We start from the raw sequence: 21,463 nt of genomic DNA, 5'->3' as shown, positions 1-21,463 counted from the left end.
CTCCCATTTAGTTTATCGGCACAATTCGACGATTTTTTTAATAATTTTTTTCCATTTCCTCAATGAGAAGTAGAACTTCCGCTATTACAGAGTAAAGTTGTGGTGGGACGTTGTCTCCTAAATCAATATCTAAGAGGTTTTTCACGAGACCTTCGTCTTCCTGCATTTGGATATTATGCTGTTTGGCAAGTTCCATAATTTTAGAAGCCAAAAGTCCTTTTCCTTGCGCTACGATAGTCGGCGAACCGTCACCAGATTCATCGTAACGGATAACCGCTGCAGAAGGACCATTGATTTGACGGCGTTTTTTTTGATTAAAGTACTGTTGATTCATCATACTGTAAAATCGTATCCTTTCTCTGTCATCGTTGGCCTAGCCGTTTGTTGGACAGTTGGTACTTCTGTTTCTACCTCTTGATTTTGATGGAGAGTGTCAAACTGAATGTTTCCGATAGTATAACCGATATCACTGAGTCTTTCTTTTGCTAATTCCGCTAAAGGCTCCATTCTTTCTTTAAAGCCGTTCTGATCATTTTTTATTTTTACAGAGAGCGTCCGATCAGACGATGTAAGGGCAATCCCTACTTCTCCTAGTTTCTTCGTTTCAAATAAAAAGAATAAACTGCAATTCTCCCAATCTATCTTTTCCTGTTCATTTTTTGAGTTAACGAACACTTTCACATTTTCCATTTTGTCTTGTAATAATAATGGCAATGTGAACATTAAATTTTGGAGGCCAGATGAATCGTTTTTACTTAATAATTGTTGACCCGTTAGGTTGTTCAGTACTTGATCCGCCTTTTGCGATCCGTCGCTTTGAGCCATTTGTAATAAAAGATTTTTAAGTGATGGAGATAGCCCTTCCCTATCTTTTGATACGAGTGCTTGTGCATGATCTGATTCATGCGTTAGCCCTAGATTACGTAAATATTCATAGGAATTCCTTGCTGATGGTTCTTGTTTCAACCCACTCATCGATTGTTCAAAGTTTTGTGTGACTTGCTTTGATAATGGTAAGTTTTCTAGCCTTCCTAGCTCTTGAGAGACATAATGTTTCACTCGAACATCAGACGGTTTGAACATCATTTTGTCTATGACTGTTTTAACCTCAGCTACAATTCTATTCGCTCCGCTATGATCACCTTTTGAGAGAAGTTTTTTTGCTTCTGCTAGCTGCGTGCTTGCCGTTAATAGCTTCTTCTCTGTTTTCATGTCGGCATAAAGCATAAAGTCACTGCGCAGTATTGCTTGGTCTAACTTTTTAATTGTTGTTTCTAGCATTGGTTTTGCGGTAATCGCTGCACGGTTTTTGAACTGTTGCACAAGCTGCTCAACGGTCTGCAAGCTTTTCGTTATATCATTTTTAAAGTTTTTAAAGTCAATTGCAACTTGAGAAAGCTTTTTGGATACTCTCTCTACAATAAAATCCTTTGATTGGATTGGAAGAGAGGAAAGCAATTCTTCCTGCATTTTATATGCTTCTGTTTGTTCCACGTTTGCAACAGGTGTACTTTGAGTAACAGGCATTTCATTATTAATTTTTGTTAAAGTGCTCATCAACTCTTGTCTAGCAGCGAGTTCTTTTCCACTCCGTCCTAACTCTTCTGCTTTCGTTAATGATGCTTCCAACGTTTTTTGTTGCTCTGGATTTAAATTAGTAGAAAGCTCGGATAACTTTTGAAAAACAACATTTAGATTAGCTTCTTTTTTTACAACTGAAATTGCTTGTTGAGCAGCGTTACTAGTACTTGAATTGTTCCCTAGTTTAAGTAATTCGTTTTCTAGCATAGCTACTCCAGTTTTCTCAAGCCCAATTGCATTCTTTAATTGCTGGGCAAGCATTGGGTTTTCTTTTGAAAGAGCCGTGAGTAGTTTTTGGACGGATTGTTCGATACTCTTTCCTTGTTGCAGCCCTTCTTGGACATCTTTGATTCGTTGGAGTTGTTCTGGTGAAGTTGCTGTTTTGCGTAAGGAATTTAGTACGTCATTTATGATTTTTTTAGCCGCTTCACTCATTTTTTCCGCACGTGAAAGAACGTTCTCGGTTTGATTTGTTTTTAGTGCACCAAGCTCGGTTAATTTATTTTTTAATTGTTTTATTCCGTCATCGATTGTCTGTAGTTTATTTTGTTGTTGGACTTGATCTGTTTTTACAGGCTGTTGATTGATTGCTGGTGTTTCTTTTCTCGTCAACCCGTCCTGTGATTTAAATTGAAATTCCGGATCTATTTCCTTTAGCACACCTTCAATAGAGCTTGCAAAGGATTTGTCGTGCAACGCCTGGTGAACCGCCTTTAGTTGATTGGCAGTTGGCTCCAACCCTTTTTTCGCCAAAGCTGAAATCGTTTCTAGCTTTTCATCGAGTGTTCCAGGTCCATTATCTATAAAATTTTGGGTTTGTTGAAAGGTCTCTTTATTTAGTGGAATCCCTTTTTGAAGAAGTGTATTGACAGCCGACTGCGTCCCGTTTGAAACAGGTGCTCCACCATTTAATTGGCTAGCTAACCCCTTCGCATTACCTTGACTAGTAGTCGTTTGCTCGTTAGACAAAGGAATATTTTTCACCCTTGGAACCGCTTGTTTGCTATCGGCTACTTCAATAGCCACTTTGTTTTGTTGAGGAAGTTCTCCTTCGAACTTTACTTTTACGTCCTGACCTCTTATTTGAAGAACTGCTTCGTTTTGAGGCAATCTTTCTTTGACGAGCGCACGGTAAACATCCCCTTCTTTTAGCGATACAGGCTTTGAAGAAGGAATATGAGAAGAGACTTTAAGCTCTTGGTTGATTTGCACTTTTACTCACTCTCCACAATGTTGAATATTCATACGCTCGTCCTTGAGCTAGGGTGAACATCCATGTCTTCTAGCTTCATTTAAACACCTTTATAGTATTTAAGAAGATTTTTTGCTATTTCATGAGAATCTACTTTGTAGTTCCCACTTTCCACTTGCTTTTTCAATTCTGCTACTTTTGCTTCACGTTCCTGCGTTATCCTTGACGTTTCTTGCATACCTTTTGCCGCAGAAGAAATTTCTACTTTATCCAGTGGTTTTTTTGCATTATTAAGTTGATCCATTTTCTCAAGACTTCGCTTATACGGGTTAATTCCCGAGTTTCCAATATTATTGATTTTCATAAATCTTCCCTCACTTTCCTCCGTACCATCTCGTTTTCTATTCCTTATATCGGTTTGAAGTCTGTGATGTTTAATAAGAAACATTAATCATTTATTACGAAAATAAAACCAGACTTTATACCTAATTAATCATGACTTTTTGAAGAAAGATATGTTTTTTGATGGAGTTCCTTTTGCCTTCTTTTCCATTCCTCTTGTGCTTCAAATTGTTTTAAATCACTTGAAAGCTCATGTGAACAATCATTACAAAGTTTCCCATTAGGAATAATTGTTCCACATTTATCACAAGGATAACCCATATTCGGAAAATGTGTCGGATGAAGCCGTCTCTTCCTTACCCACTTATGGATTAGGTCTTCACTTACACCCGTAACCTCCACAACCCTTTCCATCGAAGCTGCTCTATTTTCACGTTTTCTCAAAAATTGATAAACCGTTTCGTACATTTTTTCTTCCTCTTTAAAACAGTTATCACATGTATCACGAAGCCTATTTTTGATAAAAAGCCCTCCGCAGCTAGGACAATTAATTAACTCTGCCATTCTTTTCTCCTCCTGAATCTCTATATATTAATTATATCGGCAGAAAAAGAGGAAGTTTTACCCTCTAGCTAGTGTAAAAGAGGAAACTTTGTTGGCACCTGCCTCTTTTAACAATTTTGCAGCTAGTCGGAGTGTGGCACCGGTTGTGTAGATATCATCGAAAAGGAGGATATTTTTCGAGTGGAAATTTTTCGCGGGATTCAATTGAAAGAGTTGCTTTTGGCTAATTCGTTGCTGGCGCGTTTTTTTCGATTGTTTTTCGGAGTGGAGTCTTGCTAGCGGAGAGTGAAATGGGATTTTCGCTTCTATTAATAACGCCTCTGATTGATTAAATCCCCTTTCGTATAATCTTTCCTCACTCAGTGGGATAGGAATAATGTGATCGTATTCTAATGTTTTATTTACCTTTTGGATATTTGTGGCGAATAGTTTTGCCAACGCATAGTCTCCTCGGTATTTGAATGTCGCTAATGTTTCTTTTAAAAAATCATTGTATTCAAAGATGGAGGTGTTTTCATGGAGGATGCCCTGCCACGTTTCGTCTTTCTCCCAACGGTCACAATCGCTGCAGATCTCTCCCTTAATAAATTGTGCTCCTAGTTTATCTAGAGCGCGCGAGCATTTTGAGCATCGGTTTCCTTTTATTCGTTTTAATTTCGATTCACATTCCTTACAAAGATAGCTTGGATCGCCCGTAAAAATTGTCCCCCATGCAATCGATTCGATTAGTTGTTTTTGACAAAGAAGGCAGTAATTAGCCATCGATAAGCCCCCTTTTTTCCGCTTCCTTATTCATTTTTTCAATATGTAGTAGTGCATTAATCATTTGTTTCGTTCTGCCAAAGTGGTAAAAGCTGATATCTCCTGTCGGGTGTTGTGCGCTCCTGCCAACACGACCAGCGATTTGTACAAGAGCACTTTCTGTAAAAACTTCATCTTCCGCACCGAGTACAGCAACATCAATATCCGGAAACGTGACGCCTCGTTCTAGAATCGTTGTCGTTAATAAAATCGGTGTCTTTTGATTACGCATGTCCTGCACTTTTTCTTTTCTGTCTGAATCTTCTGAGTGTACCGATTCTATATTGGGATGGAGCTTTTGGAACAGAGGCAGTGCTTTTTCCATTGTCTTTATATTCGGAAGGAAAATGAGAGCTTGTTTTTGCTGATGGAGCCTTTGTTCTGTCCACTTTTTTATTTGTAGAGGCAACTTCCCTTTTTCGATTGAACGTTTCCAATTTCCGCACCATTTTAAGGTTGGCTGCGGAATTGGGTGACGGTGGAATCTAGCAGGAATCGTTATATAATTTTGTTGACCTTTTTTACATTGCTGCTGTGTTTTTTTATCTGGAGTTGCGGTTAAGTGGATGAGAGCCGATTCTGGTTTTCTTGCTTGTTGGACTGCAAATTGGAGAGAAGCGTCATACGAAAAGGGGAATGCATCAACTTCATCGACAATTAAGACATCGAAGGCTTCCTTGTACCGGTAGAGCTGATGGGTGGTTGATAAGACGAGCTGTCTATATTCGTGACGCTGCTCACTGCCACCATACTGAGTGCTGAGCAATGTAGCCGGAAAAACCTTTTGCAGACGTGGGGCTAATTCCAGGACGACATCTGTGCGGGGAGTCGCAATACATACCCGCTTGTTGTTTTTTAAAGCTTCATTAATCCCTTGAAAAAGAACCTCTGTTTTTCCAGCACCGCAAACTGCCCATACGAGGAGACTAGAGTTGTTGTGGACAGCTTCTATTACCTTTTCGGAGGCTGTTTGCTGACCTTCGGAGAGAGTTCCGTTCCAGTAGAGTGGTTCGAGTTGCTGGCTTGGAAGTGGTTGGGGGCCTGTCCATTTTATAAGCGGAGTACATTCACTGACGCGTCCCATCATAATACAGTTGCGGCAATACGTGCACGTCGCTTGGCAGCGATGACAGTGGAATTTTGCAAATAAATGGGGTTTAGCGTTTCCACAACGGTAGCAGTGAGGATTGGGTGTAGTCGTTAGGCCGATTGTGTAGGAGATGTAGCCGTTTTTGTAATGGTTGTGAAGTTGGGTGAGATTGAATGGGATTTCATCTAGGAGGAGAGCTCTTCCGGATAGGAATAGTTGGAGGGCTTTGGCGTAAGGGAAAGTTTGGTTGGGTAGTGGGGCTGGTGGGATTGGAAGTTCTGAAAGTTTTTTGTGATAATCCTTATTTTTTGCGAGTGGTTGTGGAACTAGTAGGTTATTTTGTAGTGTGAATTTCATTTTGGGGTGTACTCCTTTTTGTATTAATTATATTTTATTCGCTCTGGCACCTTGGGGTCAGTCACCTTGGGGTCAGTCACCTCGGGGTCTGACCCGTTCTTCACCTTTTGGGTCTGGCACCCTGGGGTCTGACCCGTCCTGCCAAGTTCATCTTATAACTATTAACTCCTATTTAAGCTGTGACGGATGAATCTTTTCACTTTTCATATTAACTCCCACATAAAATTTATATGACTTCTTAGGATTGTCTCCCATTCTAGAAAGAATCGGTTCTGGATCGACTAGCGAGTCAACATGCGATGTAACAAATGACTTATAACTGCTCCAACGATACTTTTCCGGTTTAGTAGTTAGCTTAGCTTTTACTGGATTCAGGTGAATATAGCGGCTCACATCTATCATTTGCTTCCAGTCTGTAATTAGTTTCGAATAGTAACGATCTTGGAAGACGTGACCGACGAAGCCGTATTTTTTGTTGAAATATCTGGCATACATAGAGTGAACATAGCGGATAATTTCTGTTGGAGAATGCTCTTTTGTTTCAATAAGGAGATGGATGTGATTGGACATAAGACAATAGGAGTGAATCTTAAAAGGGGTTCTAGACTTTGCTTTTTCTAACAATGATAAGTAGTGCAAGTAATCCTCTTTTGCTTTAAAAATATCGTATTTTCTGTTTCCCCTTGCTGTAATGTGATACATTGCACCTCGGTACCATATTCTGATTGGTCTGGGCATTAAATCAACCTTTCTATAATTATTTCATTAAGTATATTTCTACATAAACTGAGTGATTCCTTCAAAACAATATAAAAATCGGGATTTTTTATGGGGAGGGGAATGGTTATGGTTACATTTATTGGGTGTGGTACCTGGGGGTCTGACCCATTACACTCTTTTTGGGTCTGGCACCCCGGGGTCTGGCCCACTACACTCTTTTTGGGTCTGGCACCCCGGGGTCTGGCCCACTACACTCTTTCTGGGTCTGGCACCTCGGGGTCTGGCCCATTACACTCTTTCTGGGTCTGGCACCTCGGGGTCTGGCCCATTACACTCTTTCTGGGTCTGGCACCTCGGGGTCTGGTCCATTACACTCTTTTTGGGTCTGGCACCCCGGGGTCTGGCCCATTACACTCTTTCTGGGTCTGGCACCTTGGGGTCTGGCCCATTACACTCTTTTTAGGTCTGGCACCCCGGGGTCTGGCCCATTACACTCTTTTTGGGTCTGGCACCTCGGGGTCTGGTCCATTACACTCTTTTTGGGTCTGGCACCTTGGGGTCTGGCCCATTACACTCTTTTTAGGTCTGGCACCCCGGGGTCTGACCCACTACACTCTTTCTGGGTCTGGCACCTCGGGGTCTGACCCGCGCACACGCGCGCACTCCCCACCCCCACAAACCAAAAAAAGCCAAGCACAGCCCCAACCTGTACCTGACTTCCATCCTATAAACTACATCGCGACTTTCTTACTCCATCCCATCCCCATTGATCCTTCACCGAGATGCGTTCCGATAACGGGACCGAAGTAGCTGATGGTGAATTCCACTTCTGGGAATTTTGCTTCTAGTTCGGCTTTCCATTGTTTTGCTTCTTCTTCACGGTTGGCGTGGATGATGGATGCTTGGAGGAAGTAGCCTTTTTTTACGTCTTCTTCTAGCATGTTTTCGATTCGTTTTAGTGCTTTTTTGCGTGTGCGGATTTTTTCAAAAGGGACGATGACTTTGTCGACGAAGTGTAGCAGTGGTTTTACTTGGAGTAGGCTGCCAATGAATGCTTGGGCACTTGATAGACGGCCTCCTCTTTGTAGGTGTGAAAGGTCATCGACCATAAAGTATGCACGTGTTGTTGTTTTTTTATCGTGTAGGGCGGTCATGATTTCCTTAACGTCTTTGCCCTCATTTGCAAGTTTAGCTGCTTCAATAGCATAGAAACCTTGGACCATGCAGCTGATTTCGGAGTCGAAGGTATGGACGTCGATTCCGTTTACCATATCGCCTGCTTGTACAGCACCTTGGTATGTGCCGCTAATTCCGCTTGATAAGTGAATCGAGATAACTGCATCGTATTCTTTTGAGAGTTTTTCAAAAAGCTCTACGAATTGTCCGATTGGTGGTTGTGATGTTGTTGGAAGTTTGTCTTGGCTTCGGACTTCTTCATAAAATTGACTTGCTGTGATATCGACTTCTTCTTGGTAGGTTTCTCCTCCAATAATGACGCTAAGCGGTATCATATATATGTTGAGTGAATCACGCAATTCTTGCGGAATGTATGCGGTGCTATCCGTGACAATTGCCGTTTTCATAGTTTTCCCATCCTTATTGTGTATTTTTCCATCGGCTCGACCAATAGAGGCATCACCTTATTTCTATGTATCGTTACTATTTTATATGAAAACAATATCAATTGCACCTCTTTCCCAACAAAAACCACCTCTCTTTACCACACTAACGCACTGAGGGACGGACCTAACGGGGGTGTGAACCTAACGATATTGCATATAAAAAAAGGAGAATCAACCATTTAAAGAAAATGCCCCACTCCCCCTTTGGTAGTTTTTATAGATTAATGGGTTAGCTATTGTTAAAATGAGGGGTAGCAATTGCATAAAGCGGATGGGCGGTTGGCACTCCCTGTAAGAAAGGGGGTGTTCGACATGGTGACATATGAAGCAATGAACATGCTATTTCAATTTGGCATTTTTCTTGCCACAACGTTAACGACGATTGTGGCAATCATCGCACTCGTCGCCAATAGAAAAAAGAAGTAACGCCCTCCGCTCTCGACCAAAGAATGTAGGGTAGTTACTTCTTTTAGATAAACCTCAATATTTACTGGTCAGCCGCTCTTCATGCGGCATGTAGTTGCTTTGACCCGAGTGTTACCAGCACTCGGGTCATTTTTTATTATATACCAATTGTATGTTATTATACCGCAGTTTGCAATTTAGATTGAGGCTAGTTTTCATTTAATACGTATTGGAAATATGTTCTAGGTGAAAAGGTAGCTCTGTTGAAAAAATCATACGACTTTACCACACTAACGCACTGAGGGACGGACCTCAACTAAGGTCCGTCCCTCCTCTTAATTTAAACCATTCGATCGAGTTTTCGCTTGATGCTTGTGCTGGACCTGTTTAGTTTTTTTGCAATTTTTTCTTCATCGAGGCCTAGTAATTTTAGTTCGATGAGTTTTTGCATTTCTTTTGTTGTCCAGTTTTTGTAGATTTTTTCTTTTACTTCTTGCGTCATACGTACTTCCCTTACCCAATCAGGTTCTGGTGGGATGGAATTGGGTTCGATTTTTTGGAAGTTTAGTTTTTCTTGGTTATCGAAAGCCCATTCCCAAAATTCTTCGGGTTTTATGAAACAGAACGCTCGCTCTGAATGAGTGATTCTTCTGTACGTATGTAACCCACAATTTTTTGTCCAATAGGAAACTACTTTTCTATCTTTTCCAATTAACTTTGCCAACACAGAAACATTAAGGTACCCCTGATGATTTTTTGTGTTTGCAATCCCTAGACGTTTTGCTTTTAAAACGATGGCGTTTTCTGAACGATTAAGTTTATCGGCTATCGTAGTTATTTTCATCATACCAATATTATCTTTTAAATAGTCAATTTCAATCTCCGACCAGCTCTTTTTTGCCAATCCTCACACTCCTATACCTTTTAAAAAGGCTCTTTTCTTATAAATTGTTGTTTTCACTTATAAATTTAGCCCGTTGATTTCCGCTGCGGGGTCTCTCCCTTCCCTTTCTTCCCGCAGGAGTCAAGTGCCCTCCGCTCCAATCAACTCAGTTTGTTAAACTTAGTGTGTAGTTTAAAAGCAACAAAATTTACGAAAACAGCTTTTAAAAATTACCCATTTATTTTAAAATTCTCCAACTCTTTATGAAGCTCTAGAGCATGGTTTTCTAAGTCGCTTGCAAGAGTGTTGAGCTGTTCCATTGATGCGGTTGTTTCTTCGATAGAAGCAGCTACTTCTTGGGTTCCTGCTGAGTTTTCCTGACTAATGGCTGTTATCTCTTGTGAAATCATTACTAAGATTTCTTTTTCAGTTGTCATTTTTTCAATGGATTCAACGATCTGTTTGTTCATTTCTTGGTTGGTTTTGATTGCAGTGGAAATCGAGTCAAATGAGTCACTTGTTTTTTCTACTGCTTCACCTTGTTCGTCTACTTGGTTGTTGGTTTGTTTTATGAGTTCTACTGTTCTCTTTGTCTCACCCTGCATTAGGCGAATTATTTCGGTAACATCTTTCAACGAGCCTTCTGTTTGTTCGGCTAGTTTTCTTACTTCATCTGCTACAACAGCGAATCCTTTACCTGCTTCTCCTGCACGAGCCGCTTCAATAGCAGCGTTTAGAGCAAGTAAATTTGTTTGTCCGGCAATGTCAGCAATTTTCCCAACGATATCGTTAATAGAACTAGAGCGTTGATCTAATGATGCAACTGCCTCTCCCATTTCTACTGCCATTTCATTTGTGCGCTTAAATTGCTCTTTTAATAAATGAAGAGACTGGATACCCTCGTCCGATGTCTGGGCCATTGCTTCCGATTCCTTCTCCATTTGCTTCGTTTGCTCGTTCACAAGTTGGATCGTTTCCGTCAGTTTTTCTATTGCTTCATTACTACCTTCTACCAACTGTGTTTGATTGGAAGAACCGGATGCGATTTGTTCCATCGTTACCGCAACTTCATTGGAAGCGGCTGTGTTTTCCTCTGCACTTGCTACCATTGTTTGCGATGCATCTGTCACACTATCTGCAATGATCCGCGTCTTTCTCATCATGTCTTTTATGTGATTAATCATATTCGCTAAACTGGTGAAAACATCGCCAATCTCATCGTGGCGCTTCGTATTGATAGAAACAGTCAAATCTCCTGCTTCTACTTTCGCCATAACTTCTTTCATTTCATTCAATGATTTTGTCATACCCCGTGTAATATAAAGTGAAACCAATACGGCAATTACTAAAACAATTCCTACTGTAATTGCAATTGGCTGAAGAACTTGACTACCTTTTTTATCAAACTCCGATTTACTTACAGCCCCAACTATTTTCCAACCCGTTTTTTCATTCGTTTTAAAAGCCATAAATTTCTTTTCGCCTTCTAATGTATAGCTTATAACTCCCTCTTCACCGGCTTTTTCCATCTTTTTGTAGTAATCTTCCTTAGAAGCATCTACTCCAAGGAAATCTTCTTTTGGATGCGCGATAAATTTCCCTGATTTACTAAATAATGCTCCATAACCTGTTTCCGCAATTTTTACGTTATCAACTAAATTAATTAGAGCATCTAGAGACATGTCCACTCCAATGACTCCTACTAGCTCCGAACCATTCATAACAGGTTTGGAAACGCTAACCATCAAATTGTCTGTGGCCGCATCTACGTATGGCTCCGTCCAAATCATATCGTTTTTCGTTACTGCTGTTTCGTACCAAGGTCTTGTTCGAGGATCAAAGTCATCAGGTAAATCATTATTTGGAAATTGAATGGTTTCCCCTGCTTTGGTTCCAAAGTAAATACTATGAATCGACTTATTGGATTGCTTTGTCTCTTGGAAAGACTCAAGCAAAAGTTCTTCATTTCCTTTATAACTCTTTAATTCTGATTTGTTTTCATACCTTCTTATCACGTTTTCAATATTGCTAAAGAAAATATTGTAGGATTCGTTCAAACTATTCATCTGCTGACTCATATTATTTGTCAGTTCATCTGTAGTAATTTCCACACTCTTTTCATAACTAACAAAGGAAATACTCCCTCCAGCTAAAATAATTAATACTAAAAAAGGGATTAATATTTTCATTTGAAGAGATCTAGTAAAAAAGTTACCTTTTCTTACTGTTTTTTCTTTTCTCGATATTTTCTCCTTTTTCGCTCTTTTCATATTACTTCTCCCTCCAATAACTATGCTAAGTCTTATGTAATAGGAATAAAATCATAATTAACTTTTTTATTATATTAATATTTTTACTTTTTAAAAAGGGATTTTAGAGAAAGGTAATAATTCTATTTATTGAAAATTTTATGAATTTTTATGTTAATACAGTTTTTAGTAATGTTTTTTCGGGGAATTGTATACTACATGTTAAAAATCAGGAATTTTATACCTAATTGGGGATTTGGTTTCTAGTAACATTCGAGCTTTCTACGACAGCAATAAACTTAAAAAGCCGGCCCCAGAGAGGACCAGCTATTGATTATGAGGAACTTCCGTATTTAACAATTTGAGCGTTTTCTTCGACTTCCTTGAAGATAAAAATACTCCTGCAAAAATAATTCCTAAACCGATAATCAAGTTATGTGTCACTGGTTCACCTAGTAAAATAAATCCCCAAATCATCGCGGACGCAGGAATTAAGTAGGTTACTGTTGAAGCGAACTCTGGACTTCCTTTTGTCATGATATAAAAGAAAAGAAGTGTAGCACACCCTGAGCCAAAGCAACCTAAACCGATAATACCAAGTACTCCTTCTAAGGTAGCTAATTCACTAAATTGAATGGGCTCTGTGACGAGCACACCGACTAGACCAATAATCGCTCCTACTAGTAGCTGAAAAGTAGAAATAACGACAACACTTGTACCTGAAAGTGCTTTTTTCGTGAATTGTGATGCGAATCCATAACTAATAGTGGCAATGAGCATCGTGCCCACACCGATAAAATTAGAAGTAAAAATCCCGCTCACTTCAAAGTTCATTAATACTAAGATTCCTAGAAAACCTACGATAATTCCCGTCCATTGGAAACCAGTTAGAACAACCGAGAATAATAGAAAACCGATTAACCCGGTCCAGAGCGGTGTAGTCGCATTCAAAATCGAAGCTGTATTACTATTAATCTGCGTTTCACTTAAAGCAATAAGCCCCCAAGGAATCGCAGCATTCGTTAACCCGACAACAAAAAGCTTTCCATATGGGAGTGGTTTTTTTCCAGACTTTTTTCGCTGAATAAAAAAGATTGGCAGCAATATCAAGGCACCAGCCATACATCGCAAAAACACCGTCCCCCATACACCAGCAGGTTCAACAAGCCACTTAATAAAAACAAACGACAATCCCCAAATAAGGCTCAAGCCAACAAGAGCCGAATACAAACGAGCCAACCATAGCCCCTCCCATCATCTCTTCACCATTATGTGTGTAGTTCGTACACTTCAACGGCAAAATTACACAATATAATAAACATTCTAAACCTCCAGCATAGCAATAACAACACAAAACTCCTTTAACGCGGTGAATTAGTGAGGGACGGACCTCTGGTTTAGGTCCTTGAGAAGTTTAAGGACTCACCTTCTTTGAAAGTATCTTCTTTTTAAACAATATGATTATTTGTTCAAACGTTTGTTCAAATTCAGAAAAGCCTTTATTAGTGCGGCTTCAAGCTCTTGAACAAACGTTTGATTGAATTTATCTCGCCTGCTTGTTTACATTTGAACTATCTTCGTTATTAAGCGAGCTTTCTTCCATGGATCCGGTGAGTAGTTTTTAATATGGTACGTTTTTGGGACACTCCTGGGTTTTTCTGGACACTTTTCCAAGTCTATTGGACACTTCCGAACTTTTTTTGGACAAATTACGAAGCTTTATGGACAAACAGAGCGCTTTTTCGGACAAATGGCCAGATACCTACTTAGATAAACTGTTTGTTTCATTTAATCAAACGTTTGTTCAAATTCAAAAAAGCCTTTATTAGTGCGGCTTCAAGCTCTTGAACAAACGTTTGATTGAATTTATCTTGCTTGCTTGTCCAAATTTGAACTATCTTCGTTATTAAGCGAGCTTTCTTCTATGGATCCGGTGAGTAGTTTTTAATATGATACGTTTTTGGGACACTCCTGGGGTTTTTCTGGACACTTTTCCAAGTTTATTGGACACTTCCGAACTTTTTTTGGACAAATTACGAAGCTTTATGGACAAACAGAGCGCTTTTTCGGACAAATGGCCAGATACCTACTTAGATAAACTGTTTTTTCATTTAATCAAACGTTTGTTCAAATTCAAAAAAGCCACTCCCATCAAGCCTTCAAGCTCTTGAACAAACGTTTGATTGAATTTTCGTAAGCCTGTTTTCTGCTTTAAAGCAACGAGGGACGGACCTTCTGTGCAAGTATGCACAGAAGGTCCGTCCCTCACCACGGTGATGCGTTAATATCCTCTAGGAAAGGCCTCTAAAATAATTCTCTACATTCCCCGCTGATATTCCGCAATTGAATTGTATTCGTCGCCTAGTAGTCTTGGTAGGCGGATGAAGATTGGCATTAGTTTTTCGTATGCTTTTACTGCTTCTTTGTTTGGTTGGTGGCTGTGTGTTGCACCTACCATGTCTTTGACTGCTTCTAGTGAGTCGATTTCTCCTCTTCCGTACATTCCAAGTACAACTGCTCCTAGGCAAGAGCTTTCGAAGCTCTCTGGGATGCAAACTTCTTGGTCGAATATATCGGCAAGCATTTGTCTCCATAGCTCGGAACGGGAGAATCCTCCTGTTGCCTGTACTTTTTTCGGTCTACCTGTTAGTTCTTCTAATGCAAGCAACACCGTATACAGATTCATCACAATTCCTTCTAAAACCGCGCGTATCATATGTTCTTTTTTATGATGAAGTCCAAGTCCGAAGAAGGATCCGCGCGCATTGGCGTTCCATAATGGCGCACGCTCACCAGCCATATATGGATGGAATAAAAGCCCTTCTGAACCAGGTTCCACTTTTGAAGCGATCTTCGTTAGTACTTCATATGGATCAATTCCGAGGCGACCCGCTACTTCCATTTCTGATGCCGCAAACTGATCGCGAACCCAACGGAAAATCATTCCACCATTATTTACTGGACCACCAATTACCCAGTGGTTTTCCGTTAGCGCATAACAGAAAATACGTCCTTTTGGATCTGTAACTGGGCGATTGGTTACAGCACGAATCGCTCCGCTTGTCCCAATTGTTACTGCGACGACACCTGGCTCGATTGCATCGACACCCAAGTTAGAAAGTACACCGTCACTTGCTCCTACGATAAATGGTGTATCGGCATTAATGCCCATGAGTTTAGCATATTCGTTTTTCATTCCCATCAATGCTTGTGTTGTTGGTACTGGTTTACTCAAATCGTCAGCAGAAACCCCGACTAGGTCTAATGCACCTTTATCCCAGTTAAGCTCTTCTAAATTGAACATTCCTGTTGCTGATGCGATAGAGTAGTCAACAACATATTCGTCAAACAAGCGATGAAATACATATTCTTTAATAGAGATAACTTTATGTGTTTTTTTTAATAACTCCGGATGCTCTTCCCGTAGCCATGCCACTTTTACTAATGGTGACATTGGGTGAATCGGTGTTCCTGTGCGCAAATAAATTTCATGTCCATTATGTTCGTTCTTAATTTTTTCTGCCCAAGCAGCACTACGGTTGTCTGCCCATGTAATCGAACGAGTTAGTGGTTCACCTTCTTCGTCAACCAAAATTAAACTGTGCATCGCTGAACTGAATGATACAAATCGAACGTCTTCTCCCTTTGCACCGTACCCTTCAACAGCTCCACGAATCGATTCAAAAACGGCATCCAAAATCTGCTTCGGATCCTGTTCCGCTGTGTCTGGGGTTGGCGTATGTAAAGGGTATTCTACCGCTGCACGATGAAGTGCTTCTCCCTTTTCATTAAATAAAACTGCTTTTGTACTTGTTGTTCCTATATCGACACCTATCATATAAGGTTTCATAGTTGAGCCTCCTCAAAATTCGACAAGATTCGGAAAGTTCCTCTCCAACTTCCCAACAAAGACAAGGAAGAACGTATCGAACGCTCTTCCTCCTGTATTTTACTATTAAGAGATGAAAAATCCTATAATGAAGACAGTAGCAAATCCGACAAAACCGATAAGCGTTTCCATTACTGTCCACGTTTTTAATGTGTCTTTTACATTTAGACCGAAGTAGCGGTTCACTAACCAGAACCCTGAGTCATTTACATGAGAGAATACTGTTGCACCTGCTGCAATGGCGATAACCATTAGGCCTAGAACAGGACCTTCCATTCCAAGTGTTGAGATAAGTGGTGACATTAAACCTGCCGCCGTAACCATTGATACAGTCGCAGAACCTTGCGCAACACGAACGACCGTTGCAATCAAGAATGCTAGTAATAATGGAGGTAAAGCTGATCCAGCCATCATCTCTCCAAGAACTTGTCCTACACCAGAATCAATCAATACTTGTTTGAATACCCCACCGGCACCTGTTACAAGAATGATGATACCCGCTGGTTCTAATGCTTTTGTTGCAATTTCTTGTACTTCATCACGTGTATATCCGCGTTTTGTTCCAAGTAAAATGAACGTCGCAATAGTAGCGATTGTTAAGGCCACAAATGGATGTCCTAAGAATGTTAGAATAGAGCGTACGATGTTTCCTTCATCTAAAAGAACTCCTGAAAGCGTATTCGCAAGAATCAACACTAAAGGAATTAAAATTAGAAAAGCAATCAATCCAAAGCTTGGAAGCTCTTTGTCATACTCCACTTCTTCTGTGTTCATATAATCCGGTACTACCACATGAATTCTTTTCGCAATATATTTCGCAAAAAGTGGACCGGCAATAATCATGGAAGGAACACCCGCAATTGCACCGAATAGAATAACCCATCCAAGGTCCGCATCAAGTAAATCTGCAACAGCAATTGGTCCTGGAGTTGGCGGAATGAAACTATGCGTAACCGCAAGACCTGCTAATAAAGGAATTCCATAATATACAAGAGACTTTCCTGTTTTCTTTGCTAAACCGTACACAATTGGTACTAAAATAATAAAACCAACATCAAAGAATACGGGGATCGCAACCAAGAAACCGGTTACACCAAGGGCCCATTGTGCTTTATCTTCCCCAAATTTCTTAATCATTGTTTGAGCTAGACGCTCGGCCCCGCCTGAAACCTCAAGCATCTGGCCGAACATAGCACCTAAACCAACAACAACTGCAACGAATCCGAGGGTACCGCCCATCCCGCTTTCAACGGATTTGACGACTTCATCAAGCGGCATTCCTGCTGCAATACCAACAATTAAACTGACTAATAGTAACGCAACGAATGCGTGTAATTTTGTACGAATAACTAAAAATAATAATAAGAAAATACCAGCTAATGCTACTAAAATTAACATGGAATCTGACATGCCTATTCCCCTCCCTATCTATATCTATCTCTTTATTTCTCGTTTTTTACGACAGCATGTCCACCGAACTCATTTCGTAATGCTGCAACAACTTTTCCTGTAAAAGTATCATCCTCTAACGAACGATTACGCATCATTAATGACAGTGCAATAACTGGTGCTGGTGTTTGTAAATCAAGCGCTGTTTCCACTGTCCACTTACCTTCCCCAGACGATTGCATTACTCCGCGAATTCCTTCTAATTTTTCATCTTTAGAGAATGCGCTTTCCATCAATTCCATTAACCATGAGCGAATAACCGAGCCATGATTCCAAACTTTCGCTACTTTTTCATACTCATAATCAAATGGGCTTTTCTCTAAAATTTCAAAGCCTTCAGCGATTGCTTGCATCATACCGTACTCAATTCCGTTATGAACCATTTTCAAGAAATGACCGCTACCAGTTCTTCCTGTGTAAAGGTAACCGTTTTCTATTGAAATATCATGGAAGACACTTTCGATTTCTTTAAAAACTTCTGCGTCTCCACCGATCATTGTACAAGCACCATGACGTGCACCATCTACTCCACCGCTCGTTCCACAGTCAAAATAGTAAACACCTTTTTCTGTTGCCGCATCATTTCGACGAAGTGTGTCTTTATAATGAGCATTCCCACCGTCAATGACACGATCTCCTTCTTCTAGTAAAGGTAATACCGTTTGAAAAACAGATTCCGTTGCATCGCCTGCAGGCACCATCATCCAAACCGTTCTTGGTTTTTCTAATTGTTGTACAAGCTCTTCAATTGTTTGTACAGAAGTTGCACCTTCTGATGAAATATTTTTTCTTGCTTCTTCGTTTAAGTCGTAAGCAACGACGTCATATTTTTTCTCTACTAAGTTAAGTGAAAGTTGGTAACCCATCTTTCCTAAGCCGATCATACCGATTTGCATATGTTATTCCTCCAATGATGTATATCTATTTTCATGAAATATTTTTTCTTGACTCTCTCTATTATAAAAAATATTTTTTTATTTGCAACCGTTTACAGAAAAATATTTTTCTTTTATTTTTTTTGTGTATAATAGAAATCAAGAAAACCCTTTCATATTATGAGCTTTTTTCAGCATTTTATTACAGTCTGGTAAATCAAACCAGCTGTATTTACTACCCTTGTTTCTTGGATAAAACCCCTTTTATAAAATAAAATTCTAGAAACAAACGGATTTTTCCAATAAAAAAATAACAGGAGCGAAAATTATGGTTGAACACAAGCATTGTCTAGCTAGCATTCGTTCTCGCTACCCACAGTTTAGTGAGACAGAGAAAAAAATAGCAGATTATATATTAGAAGACCCTAACAAAGTTCTTCATACGACTATTAATAGTGTTGCGGAGGATTTAGGCGTTGCCGACTCTACTGTTTTCCGTTTTTGCAAGCGGATTGGTTTTAAAGGCTATCAAGCAATGAAGATTGCCCTCGCAGCAGAAATTGTTACACCGCTTAAAAACATCCATGAAAATGTAAGCGAAGAGGATACTATCGAAACTATTTCCGCAAAAGTATTTCGTTCAAATATGAAGACAATCGAAGACACCTTACTAGTGTTAAACGAAAAAAGCATGCAGCAAGCAGTAAATATCATGCTTGCATCCGATAAAATTGAATTCGTTGGAAGCGGCGGATCTGGGATTATCGCCTTTGATGCTTATCACAAATTTATCCGGACAGGCTTGAAAGTGCATGCAGCAACAGACAGCCATATCCAACTCATGACAGCTTCCCAGTTAACAGAGAAAGATTGTGTTATCTTCATATCCCACTCTGGTTCCACAAAAGATATTTTACAAGTTTTAAAGATTGTTCAAGAGACAGGTGCCAAAACAATTGGAATCACTAACTTTGCCAAATCACCACTTAGCAACAAAGTTGATATTCCTCTCTACACCGTCTCAGAAGAAACCGATTACCGATCCGAAGCCCTCTCGTCACGGATCGCTCAACTATCAATCATCGACGCACTTTACGTCAACATCATGCTAAAGCGAAAAGAACAAGGCCAAGATGCATTAAACAAAATGCGAACAGCGATATCAGTGAAACGGCTTTAGAGGTGGGAGGTTGGGAGGTCCGTCCCTCACCAAGGTGAAGTGGTAAAAGGTTTGGAGATTTGGAAGTTCCTAGGTCCGTCCCTGGTTGCGGTGAAGCGTTAAAGGAAGGGAATATCGGATACTACTGCAAATGTGTATTTATCAGACATAAACGTGACAATATCAATTTAACGAGATATCGCTATGAATACGCAATGCCCAGTCAGCTGTTGGACTGGGCATTGCTTATTCAACTGTTAAATTTTCACCTATATTCAGCTGTTGAATTTCAAGCTTTATTCAACAGCTGAATCCTCTTCTGAATCGAATCCTCTTCTTTCAAATAAATCTCAGGTTACTGGACTAAATTTCACATTTACTAGACACTTTTCAAACTTACCGGACATTTCTTTGAGTTTACTGGACACTTTTTTTACTTTATCGGACAAACTGCCTTTTTCTGTAAAGCCTTAACCACTCTCTTTACTATCTCCTCCCCCTCTTACCAAAAACCACCATGAAACCGTTTCATATTTTTGTTGACAACTTGTATATACATGAATACAATTAACTTAAATCTTGTATATACAACGATAACTTTTCTGTTAAATGAAAGCGTTTCGAAATGACGCAATGCTTCTTCACGAAAAAAGTTATAAAATGTAACGTTTGCCAAACACTATTTAAGGGAACTTTTATATCAAAATGTAAGCGAGTACACGCAATATTCGACAAAATTCGGTAGTTGCCTGTTACTTAGGGAGGGAAATTATATGAGTGTAAATAAAGAGTCTGTACGTGAGATTATTGAAGCAATTGGTGGTAAAGAGAATATAAATACTGCCACACACTGTGTCACTCGTCTTCGTCTTGTGTTGAATGATGAGAGCTTAGTGGATAAGGATCGTTTGGAGGATATTGACCTTGTAAGAGGGTCTTTTTCTACAAATGGTCAGTTCCAAATTGTTATTGGTCAAGGAGTTGTAGATAAAGCTTACAAAATTCTTGCGGAAGAAACGGGTGTTGAATCCGCTTCGAAGCAGGATGTAAAAAATGCTGCAGAGCAAAAAATGAATCCGCTTCAACGTGCAGTTAAAACATTAGCAGACATCTTTATTCCAATTTTGCCAGCTATCGTAACAGCCGGTCTTTTAATGGGGATTAATAATATTCTTACACAACCTGGTATTTTTATGGATGAAAGTGTTGTTGAAGCATTCCCACAATGGGCAGATATTGCTTCTATCATTAACTTAATTGCTAATACCGCCTTCACCTTCCTGCCTGGTCTTATCGGTTGGAGTGCAGCGAATAAATTCGGTGGTAGCCCACTTTTCGGTATGGTGCTTGGTCTAATGCTTGTTCACCCGGATTTACTTAATGCCTGGGGTTACGGATCTGCAGAAGAAATCCCTACGTGGAATATACTAGGATTAACCGTTGAAAAAGTTGGTTATCAAGGACAGGTTTTACCAGTTTTAGTCGCAGCTTATGTGTTAGCGAAAATTGAAATTTGGCTTCGCAAACGTATTCCAGATGCATTCCAATTGCTTACGGTTGCACCGATTTCACTTCTTGTTACTGGATTTTTAGCATTCACCATTATCGGTCCTATCACCTTTACAATTGGTGGCTGGATCACTGACGGTGTAACGTCAATCTTTGATGTAGTGCCGGCACTTGGTGGTTTAATTTACGGTGGTTTATATGCACCACTTGTTATTACAGGTATGCACCACACATTCTTAGCAGTAGACTTACAATTAATCGGATCAATCGGCGGAACATTCTTATGGCCAATGGTCGCTCTTTCTAACATCGCACAAGGTTCAGCCGCTTTCGCTATGATGATTGTGGAAAAAAATAATGATAAAGTAAAAGGTCTTGCGGTTTCTTCTGGTGTATCTGCTTATCTTGGTGTTACCGAGCCAGCAATGTTTGGGGTTAACCTTCGATACAAATACCCATTCATCGCGGCAATTATCGGATCAGCAATCGCAGGTATTGTTATTACAATTGCTAACGTTATCGCACCATCTATCGGTGTCGGCGGTATCCCAGCCTTCTTCTCTATTCCGGCTAACTTATGGGGAGCATTCTTCATTGGTATGGGAATCACAATTGTAGTACCATTTGTGCTTACATTACTATTTTCTAAATTTCAAAAGAAAAAATAATTCTCTTTTATAGAAGAATCGGTGTCAATTGGGGATACTAGCCTAATTGACACCGACTCTTCTCTTTTCTTTTAGAGACAATTTTTCAAAAATACATAATTTTCGGAG

General features: G+C 39.9%; 17 protein-coding genes and 1 pseudogene. 3 read left to right on the top strand and 15 right to left on the bottom strand.

What is annotated here, in order from left to right; all coding sequences use genetic code 11:
• Positions 1-37: 37 nt before the first annotated feature.
• From ACFSUL_RS00915 to ACFSUL_RS00880, 8 genes are all read right to left on the bottom strand, one after another.
• Positions 38-334, bottom strand: coding sequence for an EscU/YscU/HrcU family type III secretion system export apparatus switch protein (locus ACFSUL_RS00915; RefSeq protein WP_377932157.1), 297 nt, complete (start codon positions 332-334; stop codon positions 38-40).
• Positions 334-2,793, bottom strand: a complete 2,460-nt coding sequence (locus tag ACFSUL_RS00910) for a hypothetical protein (RefSeq protein WP_377931832.1) — start codon at positions 2,791-2,793, stop codon at positions 334-336. The genes ACFSUL_RS00915 and ACFSUL_RS00910 overlap by 1 nt, the downstream gene beginning before the upstream one ends.
• Before the next feature lie 80 nt (positions 2,794-2,873).
• Entirely contained in the window at positions 2,874-3,137 is a 264-nt protein-coding gene (gene flgM / locus ACFSUL_RS00905; RefSeq protein ID WP_377931830.1) for a flagellar biosynthesis anti-sigma factor FlgM, read from the bottom strand.
• A gap of 125 nt (positions 3,138-3,262) precedes the next feature.
• Positions 3,263-3,679 carry a TIGR03826 family flagellar region protein gene (locus ACFSUL_RS00900; RefSeq protein WP_377931828.1) on the bottom strand — a complete coding sequence of 139 codons (417 nt, stop codon included), beginning with the start codon at positions 3,677-3,679 and terminating at the stop codon, positions 3,263-3,265.
• 57 nt (positions 3,680-3,736) lie between these two features.
• Entirely contained in the window at positions 3,737-4,441 is a 705-nt protein-coding gene (locus ACFSUL_RS00895) for a ComF family protein (RefSeq protein WP_377931826.1), read from the bottom strand.
• The gene (locus ACFSUL_RS00890) at positions 4,434-5,927 is read right to left on the bottom strand and encodes a DEAD/DEAH box helicase (RefSeq protein ID WP_377931824.1); all 1,494 of its coding nucleotides are present in this window, start codon (positions 5,925-5,927) and stop codon (positions 4,434-4,436) included. The genes ACFSUL_RS00895 and ACFSUL_RS00890 overlap by 8 nt, the downstream gene beginning before the upstream one ends.
• Positions 5,928-6,095: 168 nt before the next feature.
• Positions 6,096-6,665 carry an REP-associated tyrosine transposase gene (locus tag ACFSUL_RS00885; RefSeq protein ID WP_377931822.1) on the bottom strand — a complete coding sequence of 190 codons (570 nt, stop codon included), beginning with the start codon at positions 6,663-6,665 and terminating at the stop codon, positions 6,096-6,098.
• Between the two features lie 713 nt (positions 6,666-7,378).
• Positions 7,379-8,230 (bottom strand): DegV family protein, encoded by an 852-nt coding sequence (locus tag ACFSUL_RS00880; RefSeq protein ID WP_071410690.1) that lies wholly within the window; start codon positions 8,228-8,230, stop codon positions 7,379-7,381.
• Positions 8,231-8,581: 351 nt separating this feature from the next.
• Between ACFSUL_RS00880 and ACFSUL_RS00875 the strand changes: the two genes are divergently transcribed.
• Positions 8,582-8,695: a putative holin-like toxin gene (locus ACFSUL_RS00875; protein ID WP_377931820.1), complete on the top strand. Its 114-nt coding sequence runs from the start codon at positions 8,582-8,584 to the stop codon at positions 8,693-8,695.
• Between the two features lie 319 nt (positions 8,696-9,014).
• Here the strand turns inward: ACFSUL_RS00875 and ACFSUL_RS00870 are convergent, their stop codons facing one another.
• The 7 genes and pseudogenes from ACFSUL_RS00870 to gnd all read right to left on the bottom strand — a co-directional run bounded on the left by ACFSUL_RS00870 (position 9,015) and on the right by gnd (position 18,040).
• Positions 9,015-9,578: a hypothetical protein gene (locus ACFSUL_RS00870; RefSeq protein ID WP_377931818.1), complete on the bottom strand. Its 564-nt coding sequence runs from the start codon at positions 9,576-9,578 to the stop codon at positions 9,015-9,017.
• 209 nt (positions 9,579-9,787) lie between these two features.
• Positions 9,788-10,612: a methyl-accepting chemotaxis protein gene (locus tag ACFSUL_RS00865; RefSeq protein WP_377932155.1), complete on the bottom strand. Its 825-nt coding sequence runs from the start codon at positions 10,610-10,612 to the stop codon at positions 9,788-9,790.
• A gap of 123 nt (positions 10,613-10,735) precedes the next feature.
• Positions 10,736-11,635: pseudogene (locus ACFSUL_RS00860) on the bottom strand (cache domain-containing protein); the annotation flags it as partial.
• 498 nt (positions 11,636-12,133) lie between these two features.
• Positions 12,134-13,045, bottom strand: a complete 912-nt coding sequence (locus ACFSUL_RS00855) for a DMT family transporter (protein WP_377931816.1) — start codon at positions 13,043-13,045, stop codon at positions 12,134-12,136.
• Between the two features lie 1,078 nt (positions 13,046-14,123).
• Positions 14,124-15,644, bottom strand: a complete 1,521-nt coding sequence (gntK, locus tag ACFSUL_RS00850; protein WP_377932153.1) for a gluconokinase — start codon at positions 15,642-15,644, stop codon at positions 14,124-14,126.
• 117 nt (positions 15,645-15,761) lie between these two features.
• Positions 15,762-17,105, bottom strand: coding sequence for a GntP family permease (locus ACFSUL_RS00845; RefSeq protein WP_071410686.1), 1,344 nt, complete (start codon positions 17,103-17,105; stop codon positions 15,762-15,764).
• A gap of 32 nt (positions 17,106-17,137) precedes the next feature.
• Entirely contained in the window at positions 17,138-18,040 is a 903-nt protein-coding gene (gnd, locus tag ACFSUL_RS00840) for a phosphogluconate dehydrogenase (NAD(+)-dependent, decarboxylating) (protein WP_377931813.1), read from the bottom strand.
• A gap of 307 nt (positions 18,041-18,347) precedes the next feature.
• On the opposite strand from gnd, the gene ACFSUL_RS00835 reads away from it, so the two are divergent.
• Together ACFSUL_RS00835 and treP are read left to right on the top strand one after the other, a co-directional pair.
• Positions 18,348-19,199, top strand: coding sequence for a MurR/RpiR family transcriptional regulator (locus ACFSUL_RS00835; protein ID WP_377931811.1), 852 nt, complete (start codon positions 18,348-18,350; stop codon positions 19,197-19,199).
• 752 nt (positions 19,200-19,951) lie between these two features.
• Positions 19,952-21,355, top strand: a complete 1,404-nt coding sequence (gene treP / locus ACFSUL_RS00830; protein WP_377931809.1) for a PTS system trehalose-specific EIIBC component — start codon at positions 19,952-19,954, stop codon at positions 21,353-21,355.
• The last annotated feature ends 108 nt before the right edge of the window (positions 21,356-21,463 follow it).

The sequence above is a fragment of the Bacillus seohaeanensis genome (assembly GCF_042684945.1).
GTDB classification, from domain to species: domain Bacteria; phylum Bacillota; class Bacilli; order Bacillales; family Bacillaceae_B; genus Rossellomorea; species Rossellomorea seohaeanensis.
Note: the sequence above shows the minus strand (reverse complement) of the source record. Positions and strands in the feature narration are given on the sequence as shown.

What these genes read in the sequence shown, in the direction of transcription:
- ACFSUL_RS00865 (WP_377932155.1), bottom strand. Translation starts at nt 10,612, where the DNA reads ATGGAACAAATCGCATCCGGTTCTTCCAATCAAACACAGTTGGTAGAA.
- ACFSUL_RS00900 (WP_377931828.1), bottom strand. Translation starts at nt 3,679, where the DNA reads ATGGCAGAGTTAATTAATTGTCCTAGCTGCGGAGGGCTTTTTATCAAA.
- ACFSUL_RS00835 (WP_377931811.1), top strand. Translation starts at nt 18,348, where the DNA reads ATGGTTGAACACAAGCATTGTCTAGCTAGCATTCGTTCTCGCTACCCA.
- ACFSUL_RS00895 (WP_377931826.1), bottom strand. Translation starts at nt 4,441, where the DNA reads ATGGCTAATTACTGCCTTCTTTGTCAAAAACAACTAATCGAATCGATT.
- ACFSUL_RS00890 (WP_377931824.1), bottom strand. Translation starts at nt 5,927, where the DNA reads ATGAAATTCACACTACAAAATAACCTACTAGTTCCACAACCACTCGCA.
- gntK (WP_377932153.1), bottom strand. Translation starts at nt 15,644, where the DNA reads ATGATAGGTGTCGATATAGGAACAACAAGTACAAAAGCAGTTTTATTT.
- ACFSUL_RS00885 (WP_377931822.1), bottom strand. Translation starts at nt 6,665, where the DNA reads ATGCCCAGACCAATCAGAATATGGTACCGAGGTGCAATGTATCACATT.
- treP (WP_377931809.1), top strand. Translation starts at nt 19,952, where the DNA reads ATGAGTGTAAATAAAGAGTCTGTACGTGAGATTATTGAAGCAATTGGT.
- ACFSUL_RS00875 (WP_377931820.1), top strand. Translation starts at nt 8,582, where the DNA reads ATGGTGACATATGAAGCAATGAACATGCTATTTCAATTTGGCATTTTT.
- flgM (WP_377931830.1), bottom strand. Translation starts at nt 3,137, where the DNA reads ATGAAAATCAATAATATTGGAAACTCGGGAATTAACCCGTATAAGCGA.
- ACFSUL_RS00880 (WP_071410690.1), bottom strand. Translation starts at nt 8,230, where the DNA reads ATGAAAACGGCAATTGTCACGGATAGCACCGCATACATTCCGCAAGAA.
- gnd (WP_377931813.1), bottom strand. Translation starts at nt 18,040, where the DNA reads ATGCAAATCGGTATGATCGGCTTAGGAAAGATGGGTTACCAACTTTCA.
- ACFSUL_RS00845 (WP_071410686.1), bottom strand. Translation starts at nt 17,105, where the DNA reads ATGTCAGATTCCATGTTAATTTTAGTAGCATTAGCTGGTATTTTCTTA.
- ACFSUL_RS00915 (WP_377932157.1), bottom strand. Translation starts at nt 334, where the DNA reads ATGAATCAACAGTACTTTAATCAAAAAAAACGCCGTCAAATCAATGGT.